The sequence below is a fragment of the Rhodococcus parequi genome (assembly GCF_046042785.1).
GTDB lineage: Bacteria > Actinomycetota > Actinomycetes > Mycobacteriales > Mycobacteriaceae > Prescottella > Prescottella parequi.
Map to the genome: position 1 here is coordinate 102,351 of NZ_JBDLNV010000010.1, position 17,586 is coordinate 119,936.

General features: G+C 69.4%; 18 protein-coding genes. 4 read left to right on the top strand and 14 right to left on the bottom strand.

The genetic code is table 11. The annotated features are described in order from the left end of the window. Window positions 1-1,152: a multidrug effflux MFS transporter gene (locus ABEU20_RS23915; protein WP_420166925.1), complete on the top strand. Its 1,152-nt coding sequence runs from the start codon at window positions 1-3 to the stop codon at window positions 1,150-1,152. An 18-nt stretch (window positions 1,153-1,170) separates the two neighbouring features. Here ABEU20_RS23915 and ABEU20_RS23920 read toward each other — a convergent pair whose 3' ends face one another. Next, window positions 1,171-1,950 carry a siderophore-interacting protein gene (locus ABEU20_RS23920; protein ID WP_420166876.1) on the bottom strand — a complete coding sequence of 260 codons (780 nt, stop codon included), beginning with the start codon at window positions 1,948-1,950 and terminating at the stop codon, window positions 1,171-1,173. 76 nt (window positions 1,951-2,026) lie between these two features. Continuing rightward, window positions 2,027-3,160 carry a GIY-YIG nuclease family protein gene (locus ABEU20_RS23925; protein ID WP_420166877.1) on the bottom strand — a complete coding sequence of 378 codons (1,134 nt, stop codon included), beginning with the start codon at window positions 3,158-3,160 and terminating at the stop codon, window positions 2,027-2,029. 151 nt (window positions 3,161-3,311) lie between these two features. Between ABEU20_RS23925 and hadA the strand changes: the two genes are divergently transcribed. Next, window positions 3,312-3,845 (top strand): (3R)-hydroxyacyl-ACP dehydratase subunit HadA, encoded by a 534-nt coding sequence (gene hadA, locus ABEU20_RS23930; RefSeq protein WP_420166878.1) that lies wholly within the window; start codon window positions 3,312-3,314, stop codon window positions 3,843-3,845. An 11-nt stretch (window positions 3,846-3,856) separates the two neighbouring features. On the opposite strand, the gene dprA is transcribed toward hadA, so the two are convergent. The 9 genes from dprA to ABEU20_RS23975 all read right to left on the bottom strand — a co-directional run bounded on the left by dprA (window position 3,857) and on the right by ABEU20_RS23975 (window position 11,251). After that, a complete protein-coding gene (dprA, locus tag ABEU20_RS23935; protein ID WP_420166879.1) occupies window positions 3,857-4,978 on the bottom strand; it encodes a DNA-processing protein DprA in 1,122 nt (373 codons plus the stop codon). Beyond that, a complete protein-coding gene (locus ABEU20_RS23940; RefSeq protein ID WP_420166880.1) occupies window positions 4,975-6,483 on the bottom strand; it encodes a YifB family Mg chelatase-like AAA ATPase in 1,509 nt (502 codons plus the stop codon). Before ABEU20_RS23940 ends, dprA begins: the two co-directional genes overlap by 4 nt. Then, on the bottom strand, window positions 6,483-6,839 hold the full coding sequence (locus ABEU20_RS23945) for a YraN family protein (RefSeq protein WP_420166881.1): 357 nt from the start codon (window positions 6,837-6,839) through the stop codon (window positions 6,483-6,485). Before ABEU20_RS23945 ends, ABEU20_RS23940 begins: the two co-directional genes overlap by 1 nt. Window positions 6,840-7,051: 212 nt before the next feature. Beyond that, complete coding sequence (locus ABEU20_RS23950) at window positions 7,052-7,369, bottom strand: DUF2469 domain-containing protein (protein ID WP_005513927.1); 318 nt, start codon at window positions 7,367-7,369, stop codon at window positions 7,052-7,054. Between the two features lie 48 nt (window positions 7,370-7,417). Next, entirely contained in the window at window positions 7,418-8,110 is a 693-nt protein-coding gene (locus ABEU20_RS23955; RefSeq protein ID WP_420166882.1) for a ribonuclease HII, read from the bottom strand. After that, complete coding sequence (lepB, locus tag ABEU20_RS23960; RefSeq protein WP_420166926.1) at window positions 8,107-8,880, bottom strand: signal peptidase I; 774 nt, start codon at window positions 8,878-8,880, stop codon at window positions 8,107-8,109. The genes ABEU20_RS23955 and lepB overlap by 4 nt, the downstream gene beginning before the upstream one ends. A gap of 97 nt (window positions 8,881-8,977) precedes the next feature. Beyond that, entirely contained in the window at window positions 8,978-9,319 is a 342-nt protein-coding gene (gene rplS / locus ABEU20_RS23965; RefSeq protein ID WP_420166883.1) for a 50S ribosomal protein L19, read from the bottom strand. A gap of 73 nt (window positions 9,320-9,392) precedes the next feature. Further along, window positions 9,393-10,277, bottom strand: coding sequence for a hypothetical protein (locus ABEU20_RS23970; RefSeq protein WP_420166884.1), 885 nt, complete (start codon window positions 10,275-10,277; stop codon window positions 9,393-9,395). Beyond that, window positions 10,277-11,251: a formylglycine-generating enzyme family protein gene (locus ABEU20_RS23975; RefSeq protein WP_420166885.1), complete on the bottom strand. Its 975-nt coding sequence runs from the start codon at window positions 11,249-11,251 to the stop codon at window positions 10,277-10,279. The genes ABEU20_RS23970 and ABEU20_RS23975 overlap by 1 nt, the downstream gene beginning before the upstream one ends. Before the next feature lie 109 nt (window positions 11,252-11,360). Between ABEU20_RS23975 and ABEU20_RS23980 the strand changes: the two genes are divergently transcribed. Further along, window positions 11,361-12,032, top strand: coding sequence for a GAP family protein (locus tag ABEU20_RS23980; RefSeq protein WP_420166886.1), 672 nt, complete (start codon window positions 11,361-11,363; stop codon window positions 12,030-12,032). A gap of 45 nt (window positions 12,033-12,077) precedes the next feature. Here the strand turns inward: ABEU20_RS23980 and ABEU20_RS23985 are convergent, their stop codons facing one another. Next, window positions 12,078-14,414 carry a Tex family protein gene (locus ABEU20_RS23985; RefSeq protein WP_420166887.1) on the bottom strand — a complete coding sequence of 779 codons (2,337 nt, stop codon included), beginning with the start codon at window positions 14,412-14,414 and terminating at the stop codon, window positions 12,078-12,080. Window positions 14,415-14,491: 77 nt separating this feature from the next. On the opposite strand from ABEU20_RS23985, the gene ABEU20_RS23990 reads away from it, so the two are divergent. Then, window positions 14,492-15,430, top strand: a complete 939-nt coding sequence (locus tag ABEU20_RS23990; RefSeq protein ID WP_420166888.1) for a serine hydrolase — start codon at window positions 14,492-14,494, stop codon at window positions 15,428-15,430. On the opposite strand, the gene ABEU20_RS23995 is transcribed toward ABEU20_RS23990, so the two are convergent. Further along, window positions 15,427-16,800 carry a flavin monoamine oxidase family protein gene (locus ABEU20_RS23995; protein ID WP_420166889.1) on the bottom strand — a complete coding sequence of 458 codons (1,374 nt, stop codon included), beginning with the start codon at window positions 16,798-16,800 and terminating at the stop codon, window positions 15,427-15,429. The genes ABEU20_RS23990 and ABEU20_RS23995 overlap by 4 nt on opposite strands. Window positions 16,801-16,878: 78 nt before the next feature. After that, complete coding sequence (trmD, locus tag ABEU20_RS24000; RefSeq protein WP_420166890.1) at window positions 16,879-17,577, bottom strand: tRNA (guanosine(37)-N1)-methyltransferase TrmD; 699 nt, start codon at window positions 17,575-17,577, stop codon at window positions 16,879-16,881. Between the last annotated feature and the right edge of the window lie 9 nt (window positions 17,578-17,586).

The following is a 17,586-nucleotide window of genomic DNA, read 5'->3' on the forward strand; positions in this document are numbered from 1 at the left end:
ATGTTGTGCGTTCTGGCCCTGCTGTCGGCGATCGCTCCGCTGGCCACCGACATGTATCTCCCGGCGCTGCCGTCGATGACCGGCGCGCTCGACACGTCGGACACGAGCGTGCAGCTGACGCTCGCCACCTTCATGGCCGGACTCGGTGTGGGCCAGTTGATCGTCGGACCGCTGTCCGACGGCCTCGGCAGACGGAAGCTGCTCATCGTCGGGACCGTGCTGTGCGCGATCAGCGGAGTGCTGTGCGCGATCGCGCCCACCGTGGAGATCCTGATCGCGGCACGCCTGCTCCAGGGTTTCAGCGGCGGCGCCGGAATCGTGTTGGCGCGCGCCGTGATCGCGGACCGAGCGAAGGGCGACGTCGCGGCCCGGTTGTTCAGCATCATGATGATCATCGGCGGCGTCGCCCCCGTGGTAGCCCCCTTGATGGGCGGCGCGCTGCTCGGCCCGATCGGGTGGCGCGGCATCTTCTGGGTCCTGGCCGGCGCGTCGATCGTCATGTTCGTGGGCGTGTTGTTCCTGGTCCCCGAGACCCTGCCGAAGGAACGCCGACACGGCGGTGGCCTGACGGCGCTGACGCGGAACATGACCTATGTGGTGCGCAACCGCGTCTACGTGGGCTACCTCCTGACCTTCGCGTTCGGCTTCGGTGCGCTGTTCTCGTACATCTCGGCGTCGTCGTTCGTCATCCAGGAGGTGATGGGCCTGTCCCCCGGTCAGTTCTCGATCGTCTTCGCGATCAACTCGGCGGGCATCGTCACGGGAAGCATCGTCAACACCAAGCTCATCGGGACGTACCAGGCCCGGCAGCTCCTGACGTTCGGCGTCGGTCTGCTGCTCACCTCGGGCGTGCTGCTCCTGCTCGCGACCACGCTCGGCGGCACCCGGATCTGGCTGGTCCTGCCGCTGCTGTTCGGCGTGGTCACGAGCATCGGCTTCATCATGGGCAATGCCACCGCACTGGCTCAGGGACAGGTCCCGGACGCCGCCGGCACCGGATCGGCACTGATGGGCGCCTGCCAGTTCGGGCTCGCCGCCATCGTGTCGCCACTGGTCGGGATCGGCGGCACCGCAGCACCGATGGCGATCGCGATCGTCGTCTCGGGCGCCGTCGCGATGACCGCCCTGAATACCCTGGCCCGCACCGCGTAGGCGCGGACCGGGGCGCACTCAGTTCGCGGTCGCCTCCGCTGCCGCCAGCTCCGACTTCCAGACCCGGAAGCCCTCCTCGGTGCGGCCGCGTCGCCAGTACCCGGAGATCGAGGCCGACGCCGCGGGTACCCCGCGCTCCTTGCGGACGTAGGGACGCAGGCCGTGCATGACTGCCTCGGCCTCACCATGGATGAAGACATGGACGTCGCCGGGCAGCCACGGCATCGCGCGGACCGCCGACACGAGCGGCGCGTTCACCCCGGCGATGTCGTCCCCCGCCGAGTCCGACGGGGCGCCGCGGTGGATCCAGGTGACGTCGACGCCCGCCCCGGCCGGCAACTCGATCTCGTCGTCCGCGTCGGCCACCTCGACGAAGACCTTGGCAACCGCGTCGGGGGCGAGCGCCGCAACGGCCGTCGAGATTGCCGGCAGCGCAGACTCGTCGCCCGCGATGAGGTGCCAGTCGGCGTCCGGGCGCGGCGCATACGCCCCACCCGGGCCGCGCACGGTGACCGTCGCGCCCGGCTGCACCGACGCGGCCCACGGCCCGGCGACACCCTCGTCGCCGTGCACGACGAAGTCGATCGCGATCTCCCGCGCGGCCGGGTCGACGGCCCGGACCGTGTAGGTGCGGAGCACCGTGTCCTCGCCCGTGCCGAACTCGATCTTGACGTAGGAGTCGGAGAACTCGGACGGTTCGAAGGTGTCGAAGCCGGGATCTCCCAGCACGACCCGCACCATGTGCGGCGCGATCCGCTCGGTTCGCACCACCGTCAACGTCGACGTCTTCCTGGCCACTGCCACACTCCTCGAAATCACAAACAGTCTATGGTTAGCGTTACCTAACCATAGACTGTCGCGGAGTGTCGGGCACTCAGCGCCCGTGCGGACGCGCCGTCGTGAGACGCTGCACCCAACCGTGCGTGGGCCACACCTTGAGCCCGGCCCGATCCGGCGTCACCCGAGTGCCCACGAACGCGGCCTCGAGTTCGGGATCCGCCTCGCCCGTGAATCGGAACAGCTGATCCGCGTTCGCTCCCACCTGATTCCAGGAACGCACCCGGTACACGGCACGAACGATGTTGTCGGCGAACACGATCACGGGCAGGTCCGGGACGTTGCGCGCCGCCGCACCGGCGGGCCAGGGGCCACGCGCCGCCTCGTACAGATCCTCGGCGGACAGTGACCGATGGGCCGCGGCCGGCACCCGCACCAGCGCGCCCGGGACCGGAAGCTGGGGCGCCGGCGACGCCGAGTACTGCACCGCCAGTTCCTCCACCGACATCGCGCGACGTTCCAGGTCGACCGGCTCACCCGCCAGGTTCGTGAGAATCGGATTGCCGGTGCCCCGTTCGAGCAGACGGAGCGCATCGGTGACGACGTGAACCGCCTCCCGCGCCTCCGCGGTCGCATCGTGGGCGTTCTCGATCCGGTGCCGCAACACGATGTGGTCCACCGAGTGTCCGGCCGCGTAGATGTCGCGGATGCGCTGGATCCAGGCGCGGCGCGCCTCGTCGCGATCCGGATCCCCGACGGACTCGGAATCGAGGGTCCCGGCCTCCCCCAGCGCGTCCCAGTCGTGCGAGTAGATCTTGTTGCCGCGCCCGACACCGACATAGAAGATCGACTGGTTCCGAGGATCCCGCAACGCGTACACGTACAACCCGAGGTTCTCGACGACGCGGGGAGAGAGCGGGTTCGGCGCCGGCTTCCGCTCCCGCGCCTCGGCGGTGAGCACCCGCATCACCGCGAGACGCAGGGCGTCGGAGACGACGACACCCCCGACTGCGGGGCCCTCGAACAGGACACCGGCCGCGTCGCGCACCGTGCTGAACGTCCGCCCCGCATTGTTTCCGAGCGCGCCGACCACCGCGGCGAACTCGGCGAGCCGGACCTTGGGATCGCTCACCACTCCGCTTCCCTCGGCATTCGTGAGGAAGTCGCGGATTCCCGGCGCAGCCAGGAGCACACGGGTGATGTCATCGGGGACGGTCCAGACGGTAGCCATGACGCGACTTTAGGCGATCGCAGGACCCGACGCGGCACGCCTCGTCGCCCAGCAGCCGGATGTCCGTTTCCCAGGGGAAACGATGCGGTCGGGGCGACACGTATCTGCCCGATATCGGCTACCGCGAGCAATTTTCCGTCACACTCATGGGGTGACCCGACCAGCGGAGTCGACCGAAGACCGTGCAGCGCGCGCCGAGCGCCTGGTCGGCTACAGCTACCGCATGCCGGACTTCTACGAGGTCGGCCGGGAGAAGGTTCGCGAGTACGCGATCGCGGTGCAGAACTCTCATCCCGCTCACTACGACGAGGTGGCCGCCCTGGAACTCGGCCATGCTGCCCTCGTCGCGCCGCTCACATTCGTGTCGGTGATCGGGATGATCGCCCAGAAGTACCTCTTCGAACAGATCGTTCCCGGCTTCGATCTCAGCCAGATTCTGCAGACGGACCAGAAACTCGTGTTCCACCGCCCGATCCGGGCCGGGGACCGCCTGACGGTCGACGTCTCGCTGGAATCGTTCCGCCAGACCGCCGGCAGCGACATCATCGTGACGAAGAACGAGGTTCTCGACGATTCCGGGGCGCCGGTCGTGACCACGCTGACGACGCTCGTGGGACGCACCGGCGACACATCCGACCCCGATCGCATCCAGCGCATCAAGGACGTGATGATGCGCGAGGCCTGACGGGTCCGCACTCATCCGCGCCGGAACCAACCCGAATCGTCCGAACCGACGAACCCGTCCAACTCGAGTACCGGCAGGAGCGCGCGCACCCGGCCGACTGGAACGCCGGACTCCTCCGACAGCTCGCGCGTGCCGCACGTTCCACTCGCCGGCAGCGCCTCGTACACCGTCGCCGCGTCACCGTCGAGAACGTCCAGGGCGCGGGCCGGTCCGCTGTCGTCGCCGTCCACCCCGATCGGCCCGGCTTCCTCCACGACATCCGCGGCGCCGGCGATCAGCCGAGCCTCTCCCTCCCGGATCATCCGATGACACCCGGTCGACGCCGCCGACGTCACCGGCCCCGGCACCGCGAGCACTGGACGCCCCAGCCGCCGACCCCACGTCGCCGTGTTCCGGGCCCCACTGCGCCAGCCCGCCTCGACGACGACGACCGCCTCGGACAGCCCGGCCACCAAGCGGTTTCGGGCCAGGAACCGGTACCGGGCCGGTGTCGTCCCGGGCGGGTACTCGCTGATCACCGCACCGTCGCGGGCGATCTGCTGCAATAGCCGTCCGTGTCCGGCCGGATAGGCGCGGTCCACGCCGCACGCCAGCACCGCAACGGTCAGCCCGCCCGATCCGAGCGCGGCCCGGTGCGCCGCCGCATCGATCCCGAAAGCCGCGCCCGACACGATCGTCCACCCGTCGGCCGCGAGGTCACCGGCCAGTTCGGCGGTCACGTGCTCCCCGTACGAACTGGCCGCACGCGTTCCCACCACCGCCACCGACCGCGCCGTCAACTCGTCCACCGGCCGATCGCCGAGCACCCACAGCGCCAACGGTGCGCCGTCGTCACGACCTGTCCCGAGTGTGTCGAAGGCGAGCAGCCGCCATCGCGGCCACTCGTCGTCGTCCGGGGTGACGAGGCGACCCCCCATCGACCGCAGCAGGTCCAGGTCGCGCGCCGCGGTGTCGAGGTGCGCCCGCGCCGACGTCCGCCGATCCAGGAAGCTCGACAGGTCGCGCTCCCGGACCGCCCTCGCGGCGTCCACCGGCCCCACCGCCGTCACCAGCTGTGCCAGCGGCGGACACGATCCCTGCACCACCTTCGACAGGTACGCCCAGGCCAGCAGCCGCGGGTCGTGCCCCGTCATGCCGCACCCCGGTCGCGGAACTCGAGGGCCGTGGTGACCTGGTCGGGCCCCGGTGCCCCCAGACCGGCAAGATCGGCGAGTGTCCAGGCCACGCGGAGCGCACGGTCGGCGCCGCGGGCGGTGATCACGCCCTTGCGCAGCAACCGTTCGAGGGGCGCGACGGCCTCGCGGGACAGCCGGAAGCGTTGTCGCAGGGCCGGCCCCGGCACCTCCGCGTTGGTGCGCCATCCGTAGGGCCGCCAGCGTTCGGTGGCGGCGGTTCGGGCGTCGCAGACTCGGCTGCGCACCTCGTCCGTGCTCTCGCCCACCCCGTCCATCAGCGCTCCGGTGGCCACGGCCTTCATCCGGATCCGCAGGTCCACCCGGTCGAGGAGGGGGCCCGACAGACGCCCCAGGTAGCGGCGACGGACCGTCGGCGCGCAGACGCAGTCGACTTCCCGTGCCGGCGCACACGGACACGGATTGGCGGCGAGCACCAGCTGGAACCGCGCGGGATACCGGGCGACACCGTCGCGCCGCGCGATCCGCACCTCGCCGTCCTCGAGCGGCGTCCGCAGCGCCTCGAGCGCCTTGGTCCCCATCTCGGCACACTCGTCGAGGAACAGGATTCCGCGGTGTGCCCGGCTGACTGCGCCGGGTTTGGCCATTCCGCTGCCGCCGCCGACGAGCGCGCTCACCGACGACGTGTGGTGCGGCGCGATGAACGGCGGCTCGGTTACGAGCGGACGATCCGACGTCAGCAGACCCGCGAGCGAGTGGATCGCCGTGACCTCCAGTGCTTCGGGATCCGACAGCGGCGGCAGGATGCCCGGAAGTCGTTGTGCAAGCATCGTCTTCCCGATCCCGGGTGGGCCGGTCAACATCAGATGGTGCGCTCCGGCGGCCGCGACCTCGATCGCCCACCGGGCCTCCGGCTGGCCGACCACCTCGCTGAGGTCGCCTCGCGGCGAGCTGGTTCCCGCGTCGAACGGTGCCGGGGCGGCCAACTGCCCCTTGCCCTGCAGCCACTCGGTGACCGCGGTCAGGTGATCCGCGCCCCACACCTCGATCCCGCCGACCAGTCCCGCCTCGGGCAGCGCCGGCAGCGGCACCACCACCGCCGCCCAGCCCGCGTTCTTCGCGGCGAGCACCGCGGGCAACACCCCGCGCACCGTCCGGAGTCGTCCGTCGAGCGCCAGTTCGCCCAGCAACACGGTGTTCTCGAGTCGCGTGCGCGGGATCTGACGCGCGGCGTCGAGCACGGCGCACGCGAGGGCCAGGTCGTACACGCTCCCGACCTTGGGCAACGTCGCGGGCGACAGTGCCAGAGTCACGCGCGATTCCGGCCACTTCGCACCCGAATTGGTGACCGCGGCCCGCACCCGGTCCCGCGACTCCTGCAGCGCCGTGTCCGGCAGCCCCACGAGGTGTACGCCCGGCAGCCCGCGTCCGATGTCCGCCTCGATCTCCACGATCTGTCCGTCGACCCCGGTGACCGCGACCGAGTGTGCGCGCCCGAGTGCCATCAGAACACCGCCGTCAGGTGGGTGATCTCGGGTTCGCGTCGCCGATCGACGAGGATCGCGACGACGTCGAACCGCACGTGCGGCCAATGCCGGTCCGACGCGGCGAGCCAGCGCTGGGCGAGCATCCGGATGCGCCGCTGCTTGGCGTACGTGACCGCTTCCGCCGGGCTGCCGTATCCCAGGCCCGACCGCGTCTTCACCTCCACGAACACGACGGTGTCGCCGTCCACCGCCACCAGGTCCAGCTCGCCGTGGCGGCACCGCCAGTTGCGGTCGAGGATCTGCATGCCGGCCGCGGTCAAGACCGATGCCGCCAGCTCCTCCCCCATCGCGCCCAGCGCGAGATTGCGTGCCATCCGGGCATCCCCCTCACCCGGCCGGAACCTCCCGCCGGTGACGCCGACTGTGCCCGCTCACGCCCACACCCTCGAAGCCCGAACTGGGCGAACACGATTGCCCTGTGGATGGACGAGGAGCTGTGGAAGAACGGAAGCACCGAGCGGCGTTCCCTGGGAACGCGGAGGCCGCGCGCCCCGTTCGGGGTGCGCGGCCTCCGGCAGCTCTCGGTCTACCCCAGTCCGTTGTCCGGCAACCGGAGGTCGGACTTCTCCAACTCCTCGATGTTCACGTCCTTGAACGTGATGACTCGCACGTACTTCACGAACCGGGCCGGCCGGTACATGTCCCACACCCACGCGTCGGACATCCGCACCTCGAAGTAGATCTCGCCGTCGGCGCTGTGCGGCAGCAATTCCACAGAGTTCGCGAGATAGAACCGGCGCTCGGTCTCCACGACGTACGAGAACTGCCCGACGATGTCCCGGTACTCGCGGTACAGCGACAGTTCCATCTCGGTTTCGTACTTCTCGAGATCCTCGGCACTCATCGGCCTCGACGTCCTCCTGCGTTGTTGTGAACACTCATCATCTCGTACCTACCCCGTCGCACCGAACGCGCGGCCCTCCGCCGCCTCGAACGCGCGCCCGGCCGCGGCTACGTTCGCATAGGACATCCGGTGCTCGCGGCACGGACCCAACTCGTTCAGAGCGGCCGTATGCACCGCGGTGCTGTAACCCTTGTGGCCGGCGAAGCCGTATCCGGGCAGTTCGTCGTCGAGCGCCACCATCGTCCGGTCACGGGTGACCTTGGCGAGGATGCTGGCCGCGGCGATACACGCGGCCGACGCGTCGCCGCCGATCACCGGGAGCGACGGCGCCGGCAGCCCGGGCACCCGGAAGCCGTCGGTGAGCACGTAGCCCGGCGCGACGGACAACCCCGCGACCGCGCGGCGCATGCCCTCGATGTTCGCGACGTGGACACCGATCCGGTCGATCTCCGCCGCGGGGATCTCCACGACACTCCATGCGACAGCGAGGCGCGTGATCGCCGGGAACAGCTCTTCCCGCACCTTCTCGGTCAGCTTCTTCGAGTCGTCGAGTCGCGCGAGCGCCGGGTTGGGCTTGGGCCCCAGGACGCATGCCGCGACGACCAGTGGTCCCGCGCACGCGCCCCGACCGGCCTCGTCCACGCCGGCGACCGGCCCGAGTCCGCTCCGGACCAGCGCAGACTCCATCGTTCGCAAGCCGGATGCTCTGCGAATGACGGTTCTCGGTGGCCAGGTACTCACTGCTGTTGGATGTCGGGGGATGGGATCGATCCCCAGCGGGACGGCGGCAGGACGATGAATGTCGCCTTACCGATCACATTGTCCACCGGAATGGTGCCCTGCATCTCGTCGGAGACGTGGTAGCGAGAGTCCGCGGAGTTGCTGCGGTTGTCGCCCATCACCCACAGGTGTCCCTCGGGGACGGTGACCGGGCCGAAGCAGCGTCCGGACTTCACGGCGGTGTCGCACGTCTGGACTCCGGGGATAAACGGGAAATCCATCGTGATGTACGGCTCGTCGAGCGGCTTGCCGTCGACCAGTACGCGGCCCTGATCGTCGCAGCACTCGACGGTCTGCCCGCCCGTCGCGATGACGCGCTTGACGAGATCGTTCTCGTCCGGAGGCACCAGGCCGACCAACGAACCCACCTCCTGCAGGCCGCGAATCACGACATTGTCCGAGCGCGTCGACGAGTACCCCTCCGACCACGACTCCGGTCCGCGGAAGACGACGACGTCGCCGGGCTCCGGGTCACCGAAGCGGTAGCTGATCTTCTCGACGACGATGCGGTCACCGGTACATCCGGGGCACCCGTGCAGCGTCGGCTCCATCGACTCCGACGGAATTAGATAGACCCGGGCGATGAACGTCTGCAGAAGGAAACTCAACAGCAGCGCGACGACGATGAGGATCGGGATCTCGCGCCAGAACGATCGGGGTTTCTTGTCTTTCCCCCTACGCCTGCGGGACTTCCCCCCGGTCTGCTCCTGCTCGGTCGCGTCCGGCGTCACGTCCGGGTCCTGCGGTGCATCTGCCACTGAGACAGATTAGCCCGACACCGCGTGAAAACGGTGCCGGGCCAATCGAAGAAGCTCGGAGCGTCGAAGCTCAGCGCTTTTCCTTGATCTTCGCAGCCTTGCCGCGGAGGTCGCGCAGGTAGTACAGCTTGGCGCGACGGACGTCACCGCGGGTGAGGACCTCGATCTGAGCGAGGTTGGGGCTGTGGACCGGGAAGGTGCGCTCGACGCCGACGCCGAACGAGACCTTGCGGACCGTGAAGGTCTCGCGCACGCCGCCACCCTGGCGACGGATCACGACGCCCTTGAAGACCTGCACGCGCTCCTTCGAGCCCTCGATAACCTTGACGTGCACGTTCAGGGTGTCACCGGCGCGGAACTCCGGAATGTCGTTGCGGAGGGACTTGGCGTCGAGGAAATCCAAGGTGTTCATGGGTGTTCCATCCTTGCGTTTTCGCAGGAGCAGAGGAACCGAGCGGCGGTAGCTCGACTGGTTCGTGCTCAGATCAAGTTGAGTCGCCTTCGCCAGGCAACCCGACCATTGTGCCAGACGCCTCGCCGTGCGCGGAAATCGGCGCCGGCGCGGCCTGGACTATCCGTTCCAGCTCCGCCTCGGTCGCGGTGAGGGCGTGTTCAACGCTCGGTTTACCGGCGACGAGGTCCTGCACGTAGATCTTCGCGCGAATGATCGGCCGCCGGAATCGTTTCTCCCGTTCCAACGCGCGCTGCATGCGGCGCGGCCGGGCGACGTATCGCCACCGCGCCCACGGCGCGCCGGGCCGGCTCAGTCGGATCGCCCCGACCAACAGGATCGGGAAGACGAACAGTCCCACCAGCCCGGTCCAGATCTTGCCCTTGGCGATGACGATGGCGGCCAGGCCCAGGTTCGCGACCACGAGTCCCACGAGCGCGGCCCGGACGCCGACGTGCGGATTCTCGCGCCACTCGGTGATGTCGAGCAGTTCCAGCGGCTGGAACCCGAGCAGCAGCAGCCCGGTGACGGCCAGCGCCACGAACACGGCGTCGACCGAGGCCCGCCCCTGGTCGGACCAGTACACGTCCTTGAGATAGAAGATCAGCGCGAACTCGTCGAGCACCAGCGCCGAACCGATCCCGAAGAACGTCGCCAGGATCGCCCCACTGCTCTGCGACGCATCCTCGTACACCGCGATCAGCGCGATCCCGGACGCGAACATCGTCACGACCCCGAACACGACATGGTGGATGTGCTGACCACCGGGCGTGATGTTGCCCGGCCACCAGCTCACCTCGGCCCGGATCATCCGGACGCTGATCCGGATGAAGAGGAAGGCGAGCAGGAAACCGATCAGGAAGAAGAGCAGGGGCAGGCGACCGTTGGCGACGATCTCCCGATCCAGCCAGTGCTGCATCAGGACGGTCCCGGTCCGCGGACGATGCACCGGAAGCCGATGTGGCAGGTGGACGTCTCCTCGGTCTCACCCTGACGGGCGGCGGGCCGATAGCGCAGGCAGTAGTTGGGGGCGCAGAGGTGCGACCCGCCCTTGATGACCCGCCTCGGGTACGCCTCGCCGTCCCGCACCTCGCCGATCTCGACCCTCGGGTTGCGGGGAATGCAACACGACGACGCGGGGGCGACGTTCTTCCCGGACGCGCTGTGGTCGGCGGTGTGGAAGTCGGTGGTCCACTCCCACACGTTGCCCGCGACGTCGACGAGGCCGTAGCCGTTGGGCCGAAACGTCCCGACCGGCGACGTGCCGACGAAGCCGTCCTCCGCGAGGTTCTCCCACGGGAACTGTCCCTGCCACGTGTTGGCCTGGTGCCTGCCGTTCGGGGTGAACTCGTCGCCCCACGAGAACGTCTTGCGATCGAGGCCGCCGCGCGCCGCGAATTCCCACTCGGCCTCGGTGGGCAGTTCCTTGCCCGCCCACGCGGCGTACGCCTGCGCGTCCGTGTAGGAGACGTGGGTGACCGGATGCCGCTCCCGACCTCCGACGTTGCTGCCCGGCCCTTCGGGGTGCCGCCAGTCGGCCCCGGGGACCCACGACCACCACTGCTGATGGTTGTCGAGCGACACCGGGTGCGCCGGCGGCGTGAACACGAGCGATCCGGGTACGAGCAGAGCGGGATCCGCGTCGGGATAGTCGGCGGGATCGGGCGCGACCTCGGCCGTCGTGACATGACCGGTCGCCTTCACGAACCGCCGGAACTCGGCGACCGTCACCTGGTGGGTGTCCATCCAGAATCCGTCGACTCCGACCTCGTGGACGGGACGTTCCTCGGGATAGAAGTCCTCGGAGCCCATCCAGAACGTCCCGCCGGGAATCCACACCATGTCCTTCGGCGGACGGAACGACTCGGTCCGGGTCGGCGCGATCGGCTGCATGGCTCACGAGCATTCCACCTGCGCGGTCGCCGCGAAAGCCGGAGTCCCATCCGGCGTTTCACCCACCACGGGTGGGTCCCCGGACGGCCGGCTCTGTCACCATCCGAACATGGGTACCGCCATCGGGGACGTGCTCCCCCTCGCGATCGGCGTCGCGATCAGCCCGATCCCGATCATCGCAACGATCCTGATGCTGCTCACGCCGCGCGCCGGCAGCACGGCTACCGCCTTCCTCGCCGGATGGGTTCTCGGGATCGCCGTCGGGTACACGGTCCTCGTGCTCATCGGCAGCGCGATCGACCTGTCGTCGAGTTCGGACGGCAACGCCGTCACCGCGACGATCCGTCTCGTCCTCGGCGTGCTCCTGCTGTTGCTGGCGGTCAAGCAGTGGCGCGGGCGACCGGCACCGGGCGACGAGCCCGCCATGCCCGCGTGGCTGGCGGCGATGGACAAGGTCACCCCCGCGAAGGCCCTCGCGCTCGGGATCGGGCTGTCCGCGATCAATCCGAAGAACCTGCTGATGATCGTCGGTGCCGCGGTCGCGGTCACCCAGCTCGGCGTCGGGGCGGGAACGATGGCAGTCACGGGAATCGTGTTCACGGTCCTCGCCGCGAGCACGGTCGCCGTTCCGGTGATCGGCTACTTCACGATGCGCGAGCGGGCGACGTCGTGGCTGCAGGGCCTCAAGGTATGGCTCACCGCCAACAACGCCGCGGTGATGGCGGTGCTCCTGCTCGTGATCGGTGTGTCCCTGATCGGCAAGGGCATCGGCGGCTACTGACGCCGGCGGGCGCCCCGGTCCGGCCGGGGCGCCCGCCGCTCCGTGTCACTTGCCGAAGCCGGCCTTGCGCAGCGCGTCCGCCATCGAACCGCTCGCCGGACGCTCGTCGCGACGGTCTCGGCCCTGCCCGCCCTGACGCTGACCGCCCCGGCGCCGGCCGCCGTCCTGCCCGTTCGGCCGCGGACCCCGACCGCCCGAGCTTCCCGGACCACCCTTCGGACCGGCTGCCGCGCCGACTTCGTCGTCCAGACGCAGCGTCAGACCGATGCGCTGGCGCTCCACGTCGACCTCGAGAACCTTGACCTTGACGACGTCGCCGGACTTGACGACTTCCCGCGGGTCGCTGACGAACGTGCGCGACATCGCGGACACATGGACCAAACCGTCCTGGTGCACGCCCACGTCCACGAAGGCACCGAACGCGGCGACATTCGTGACCACACCCTCGAGCACCATGCCGGGCTTCAGGTGCGCGACCTTCTCGATGCCGGCAGCGAACGTGGCCGTCTTGAACTCCGGCCGCGGGTCGCGGCCCGGCTTGTCGAGCTCGGCGATGATGTCGGTGACGGTCGGGAGGCCGAACTTCTCGTCGACGAAGTCGGCCGGGCGCAGCTTCTGCAGGACGGCCGTGTTGCCGATCAACTCCCCCACCGCCGAGCCGGATGACTGCACGATCCGGCGCACCACCGGGTATGCCTCGGGATGCACGCTGGACGCGTCGAGCGGGTCGTCGCCGTTCGGGATCCGCAGGAAGCCGGCGCACTGCTCGAACGCCTTCGGGCCCAGGCGCGGCACGTCCTTGAGGCCCTTGCGGCTGCGGAACGGGCCGTTCTGGTCGCGGTAGGCGACGATGCTCTCGGCAAGCGATCCGGCGATGCCCGACACACGCGACAGCAGCGGCACCGAGGCCGTGTTCACGTCGACGCCGACCGCGTTCACGGCGTCCTCGACGACCGCGCCCAGCGAGCGCGCCAGCATCGTCTCGGACACGTCGTGCTGGTACTGGCCCACACCGATCGACTTGGGGTCGATCTTCACCAGCTCGGCCAGCGGGTCCTGCAGGCGCCGCGCGATCGACACCGCACCGCGGATCGAGACGTCGAGATCGGGCAGTTCCTGCGACGCGTACGCCGACGCCGAATACACCGAAGCTCCCGCCTCGGACACCATGACCTTGGTCAGCCCTGCGTCGGGGAACTTCGAGATGAGCTCGGCAGCAAGCGCATCCGTCTCGCGCGATGCGGTGCCGTTGCCGATCGCGACGAGGTCGACCCCGTGCTTCGCGGCGAGGGCTGCGAGCGTCGCGAGCGACTGGTCCCACTTGTTGTGGGGCTGGTGCGGGTAGATCGTGTCGTGCGCGACGACCTTGCCGGTCGCGTCGACGACCGCCACCTTGGTGCCGGTGCGGAAGCCCGGGTCCAGGCCCATCGTCGCTCGGGTACCGGCCGGCGCCGCGAGCAGCAAGTCCTTGAGGTTGGCGGCGAACACGTCGACGGCGTCCTTCTCGGCGGACTGCCGCAGGCGCATGCGCGTATCGATACCCAGTGTGATGAGCATCTTCGTCTTCCACGCCCACCGCACGGTGTCGAGCAGCCAGCGGTCGGCCGGACGCCCGCGGTCGGCGATCCCGAATCGCGACGCGATCCGACCCTCGTAGACGCTGGTCTCCCCCGGCTCGAGCGGCTCCCGATCCGACGCGAGGGTCAGCGAGAGGATCTCCTCCTTCTCGCCGCGGAACATCGCGAGGATCCGGTGCGAGGGCAGCTTCTCGAACGGCTCCGAGAACTCGAAGTAGTCCGCGAACTTGGCGCCCTCGGTCTCCTTACCCTTGCGGACCGTCGACTCGATCTGCCCGCGGGTCCACATCAGCTCGCGCAGCTCACCGACCAGGTCGGCGTCCTCGGCGAACCGTTCGACGAGGATCGCGCGGGCGCCGTCGAGCTGTTCGGCGGTGTATCCGACGGGGTCCGTGGTCGGATCACCGATCAGCGCGTCGGCGACCGGTTCGTGGCCGGCCTCACGCGCGATCTGAGCCTTGGTGCGCCGCTTCGGCTTGTACGGCAGGTAGATGTCCTCGAGCCGCGCCTTGGTGTCGGCGAGCATGATCTGCTGCTCGAGCTGGGCGTCGAGCTTGTCCTGCGACCGGATCGATTCGAGGATCGCGACGCGGCGCTCGTCGAGCTCGCGCAGATAGCGCAGGCGTTCCTCGAGTTGACGCAGCTGGGCGTCGTCGAGACCGCCGGTGACCTCCTTGCGGTACCGCGCGATGAACGGAACCGTCGCCCCACCGTCGAGAAGGTCAACCGCCGCGGCGACCTGACCCTCCCGTACGTCGAGCTCTTCGGCGATACGCTGGTTCACAGATTTGAGAGCAGTCGTCACGGCGAACGACCCTACCGCTAGCCTGTCGTGAGCGTCGGCAACGAGGCCGCCCGCTGTGATCTACCTGGAGGACCCCGATGGCGAGGGTGCTGTGGCGCCTCGCGGCGGCCTGCGCGACCACGCTGGTGGTCGGGGGCTGCATGTTCACCCACGACCCGAACGACCCGGCGGCAGCTCTGTCCACCGGTACCGTTCGCGCGGTTGCCGAGATGCCGGAGGCCTCTGTCGAGGAGCGGATGACCCGGGCTGTCGACGACGCGCTGGTCCGCGGCGCCGACGTCTCGATCGCGCTGCTGGACCGCCGCGACGGCACGTATTCCGCGGTCGCGGACGCCGCTTCGTTCCCGACCGCCTCGGTCGTGAAACTCTTCATCGCCGACGACGTGCTGTTCCGTGAGTCGCTCGCCCAGTACGTGTTGACGCCGGAGGAACACGACCTGATCGGCCGTATGCTCGAGCGCTCCGACGACGACGCCGCGAACACGCTGTGGAACGAGTACGGCGGCCCCGAGATCGTCGACGACGTCGTCGACCGCTACCGGCTCACCGCGACGACCACCCCGTACGACGACAACTGGTGGAACACCGAGACCACCCCCGCAGATCTCGTCGACTACTACGCGGGGCTGCTCGACGGACGCGGCGGACTCGACGACGACCGACGCACCGAGATCCTCGCGCACCTCCACGCGTCGGAGGCCACCTCGACGGAGGGCTACGACCAACGCTTCGGCCTGCCGGACGGCCTGTCCGGGGAGACCGCGCTCGCCGTCAAGCAGGGCTGGATGTGCTGCATCGACGATCGCTGGACCCACGTGTCGACGGGCATCGTCGGCGAGGACGACCGCTACGTGTTGGTGGTCGTCGCTCGCGAGGACCTCGACTACGGCGGCGACGACGCCGACTATCCCGACACGTCGCTGACGGCGGCGGTCGACGACGTCAGCGCGGCGCACGCACGGGAGACCGTCACGAGCGTCGTGCGAACGGTCTTCCCGCTCGGGCGGATCGGTTAGCGCCGGTCGGCGCCGACGAGGTCGTCGGCGGCGACCACCTCGCGCGCGGCACGCTCCCCCGAGCGGACCGCGCCGTCGACCCACCCGCACATGACCGCGGAACTCTCGGTGCCCGCCCAGTGGATTCGACCGCACGGCGGACGCAGTGCCCGACCGAACTCCGTGAGCACCCCGGTGGGCGCGTGGCTGAGCATGCCGCCGCCGGAATAGCGTTCGGCGCTCCAGTCCTGCTCGATGTAGTCGATCGGCGCGGCAGCGTCGGTTCCGAACCGCTCGACGAGGGCCTCGACGACGGCGGTCCGGCGCTCCGACGCGGTGAGCCCGCCCAGCTCCCGTGCCCGGGGACCCTCCACGATCACGCACAGCACCCCGGGCCGCGGCGCGTCGGTGCCGGCGTCGATCGTCACCATCGCGGACGACGCCGGGGCCGCGGACTGGCCGGACAGCCCGTCGGCCCGCCAGAACGGCTCGTCGTAGACGACCGAGATCTTGCGGATGGAGCCGCTCGGCATCCGCTGGTGCAGGAAGGTTCGGTCCACCGGCAGCATCGGCTCGTACCGGATCTGTCCGGCCACCGCGAGCGGCACCGCGACTATCGCCCGCCGGGCCCGTACCGATACGTGATCGGTGGCCAGCGTGACTCCGGAATCGTCCTGCGTGATCGTGTGCACGGGCTGCGACAGGTGCAGGGACCGGCCGATCTCCGCGGCGATCGGCCGGTAGATCGCGCCCATGCCACCGACCGGGCGGGAATCCTGCGCCGCGTCCGCCACTCCGAGGACGAACCCCGGACCGCCGCCGGACGCCATCTGATACAGCACGAAGAGGAAGGACACCTCGGATGCCGCCGAGGTGTAGCACCCGGCGATCGCCATCTCGAGCAGCTGGTGGGCAGGCTTCGACAGCACGTTGTCGTCGAGCCACTTCGCAAGGCTGATCCGGTCCCACTCGGCGGCCCGCTTCGCCTCCCACGGCGCATCGAGCGGAATGGTCTTGCACAGTTCCCCGAGTTCGAGGAACGCCGTGCCGAGGTTCGCGACCGCCCACGGACTCATCGTCATGGGAATCGTGCCCTGGTAACGGTACTTCCTACCGTCGACCATCATCATCGCGTCGCCGTCGACGTACTGCTTGTAGGCGGGCACCCCGAATTCGGTCATCAACGCGCGGATGCGGTCCTGGCCGGGCCCGATCCATGCTCCACCGCGGTCGATCCAGGTCCCGTCGTCGCGCGTTTCGGTGAAGGTGCGCCCACCGATGCGGTCCCGCGCCTCCAACAGCACCACCGATCGGCCCGCCTGTTTCAGGCGCAGGGCCGCGGTCAGTCCCGCGAACCCGGCCCCTACGACGCAATAGTCGACGTCTGTCATTGCCGGTCACCTCGAGTTCCTGCCTACTCGCGTGACCTCCCCCGGGTCAAAGGGCCGGCGAAACCGATCGGGAACCGATCAGGAAAGGAGATCGGGACGACGCTCGGCCGTCCGCTGCAGCGATTGTGCCCGGCGCCAGGCCGCGACCTTCGCGTGATCGCCCGACAGGAGGATCGGCGGGACGTCGAGTCCGCGCCAGCTGACCGGACGCGTGTAGCTGGGTCCCTCGAGGAGCCCGTCCGAGAACGAATCCTCTTGATGGGACTGCTGATTGCCGAGCACGCCCGGAAGCAGTCGGACGACGGCCTCGACCATGACGAGTACCGCGGCCTCGCCGCCGATGAGGACGTAGTCGCCGATCGAGACTTCCTCGACCCGCACCCGGCGGGCGGCGTCGTCGAACACTCGTTGGTCGATGCCCTCGTACCGTCCGCACGCGAAGACCAGGTGCTTCTCTTCCGCCCAACGCTGGGCGGTGGCCTGGGTGAACGGGACGCCGGCCGGGGTCGGAACGACGAGGAGTGCCTCCGAGTCGGGCTCGCCGTCCTCGTCGGTGAGAACCTCGTCGAGCGCGTCGCCCCACACGGTCGGCTTCATCACCATGCCCGGCCCGCCGCCGTACGGCGAGTCGTCGACCGCCTTGTGCACGTCGTGGGTCCAGCGCCGCAGATCGTGGACGCCGACGGAGATGAGTCCCTTGTCGATCGCCTTGCCGAGCAGAGCGGCGCGCAGCGGCTCGAGGTACTCGGGAAAGATCGTGACTACGTCGAGACGCACGGCGGTTCG

Coding starts and splice junctions, on each gene's coding strand:
- ABEU20_RS23915 (WP_420166925.1), top strand. CDS start 1: ATGTTGTGCGTTCTGGCCCTGCTGTCGGCGATCGCTCCGCTGGCCACC.
- ABEU20_RS23925 (WP_420166877.1), bottom strand. CDS start 3,160: ATGGCTACCGTCTGGACCGTCCCCGATGACATCACCCGTGTGCTCCTG.
- dprA (WP_420166879.1), bottom strand. CDS start 4,978: ATGACGGGGCACGACCCGCGGCTGCTGGCCTGGGCGTACCTGTCGAAG.
- ABEU20_RS23940 (WP_420166880.1), bottom strand. CDS start 6,483: ATGGCACTCGGGCGCGCACACTCGGTCGCGGTCACCGGGGTCGACGGA.
- ABEU20_RS23945 (WP_420166881.1), bottom strand. CDS start 6,839: ATGGCACGCAATCTCGCGCTGGGCGCGATGGGGGAGGAGCTGGCGGCA.
- ABEU20_RS23950 (WP_005513927.1), bottom strand. CDS start 7,369: ATGAGTGCCGAGGATCTCGAGAAGTACGAAACCGAGATGGAACTGTCG.
- rplS (WP_420166883.1), bottom strand. CDS start 9,319: ATGAACACCTTGGATTTCCTCGACGCCAAGTCCCTCCGCAACGACATT.
- ABEU20_RS23970 (WP_420166884.1), bottom strand. CDS start 10,277: ATGCAGCACTGGCTGGATCGGGAGATCGTCGCCAACGGTCGCCTGCCC.
- ABEU20_RS23975 (WP_420166885.1), bottom strand. CDS start 11,251: ATGCAGCCGATCGCGCCGACCCGGACCGAGTCGTTCCGTCCGCCGAAG.
- ABEU20_RS23980 (WP_420166886.1), top strand. CDS start 11,361: ATGGGTACCGCCATCGGGGACGTGCTCCCCCTCGCGATCGGCGTCGCG.
- ABEU20_RS23990 (WP_420166888.1), top strand. CDS start 14,492: ATGGCGAGGGTGCTGTGGCGCCTCGCGGCGGCCTGCGCGACCACGCTG.
- ABEU20_RS23995 (WP_420166889.1), bottom strand. CDS start 16,800: ATGACAGACGTCGACTATTGCGTCGTAGGGGCCGGGTTCGCGGGACTG.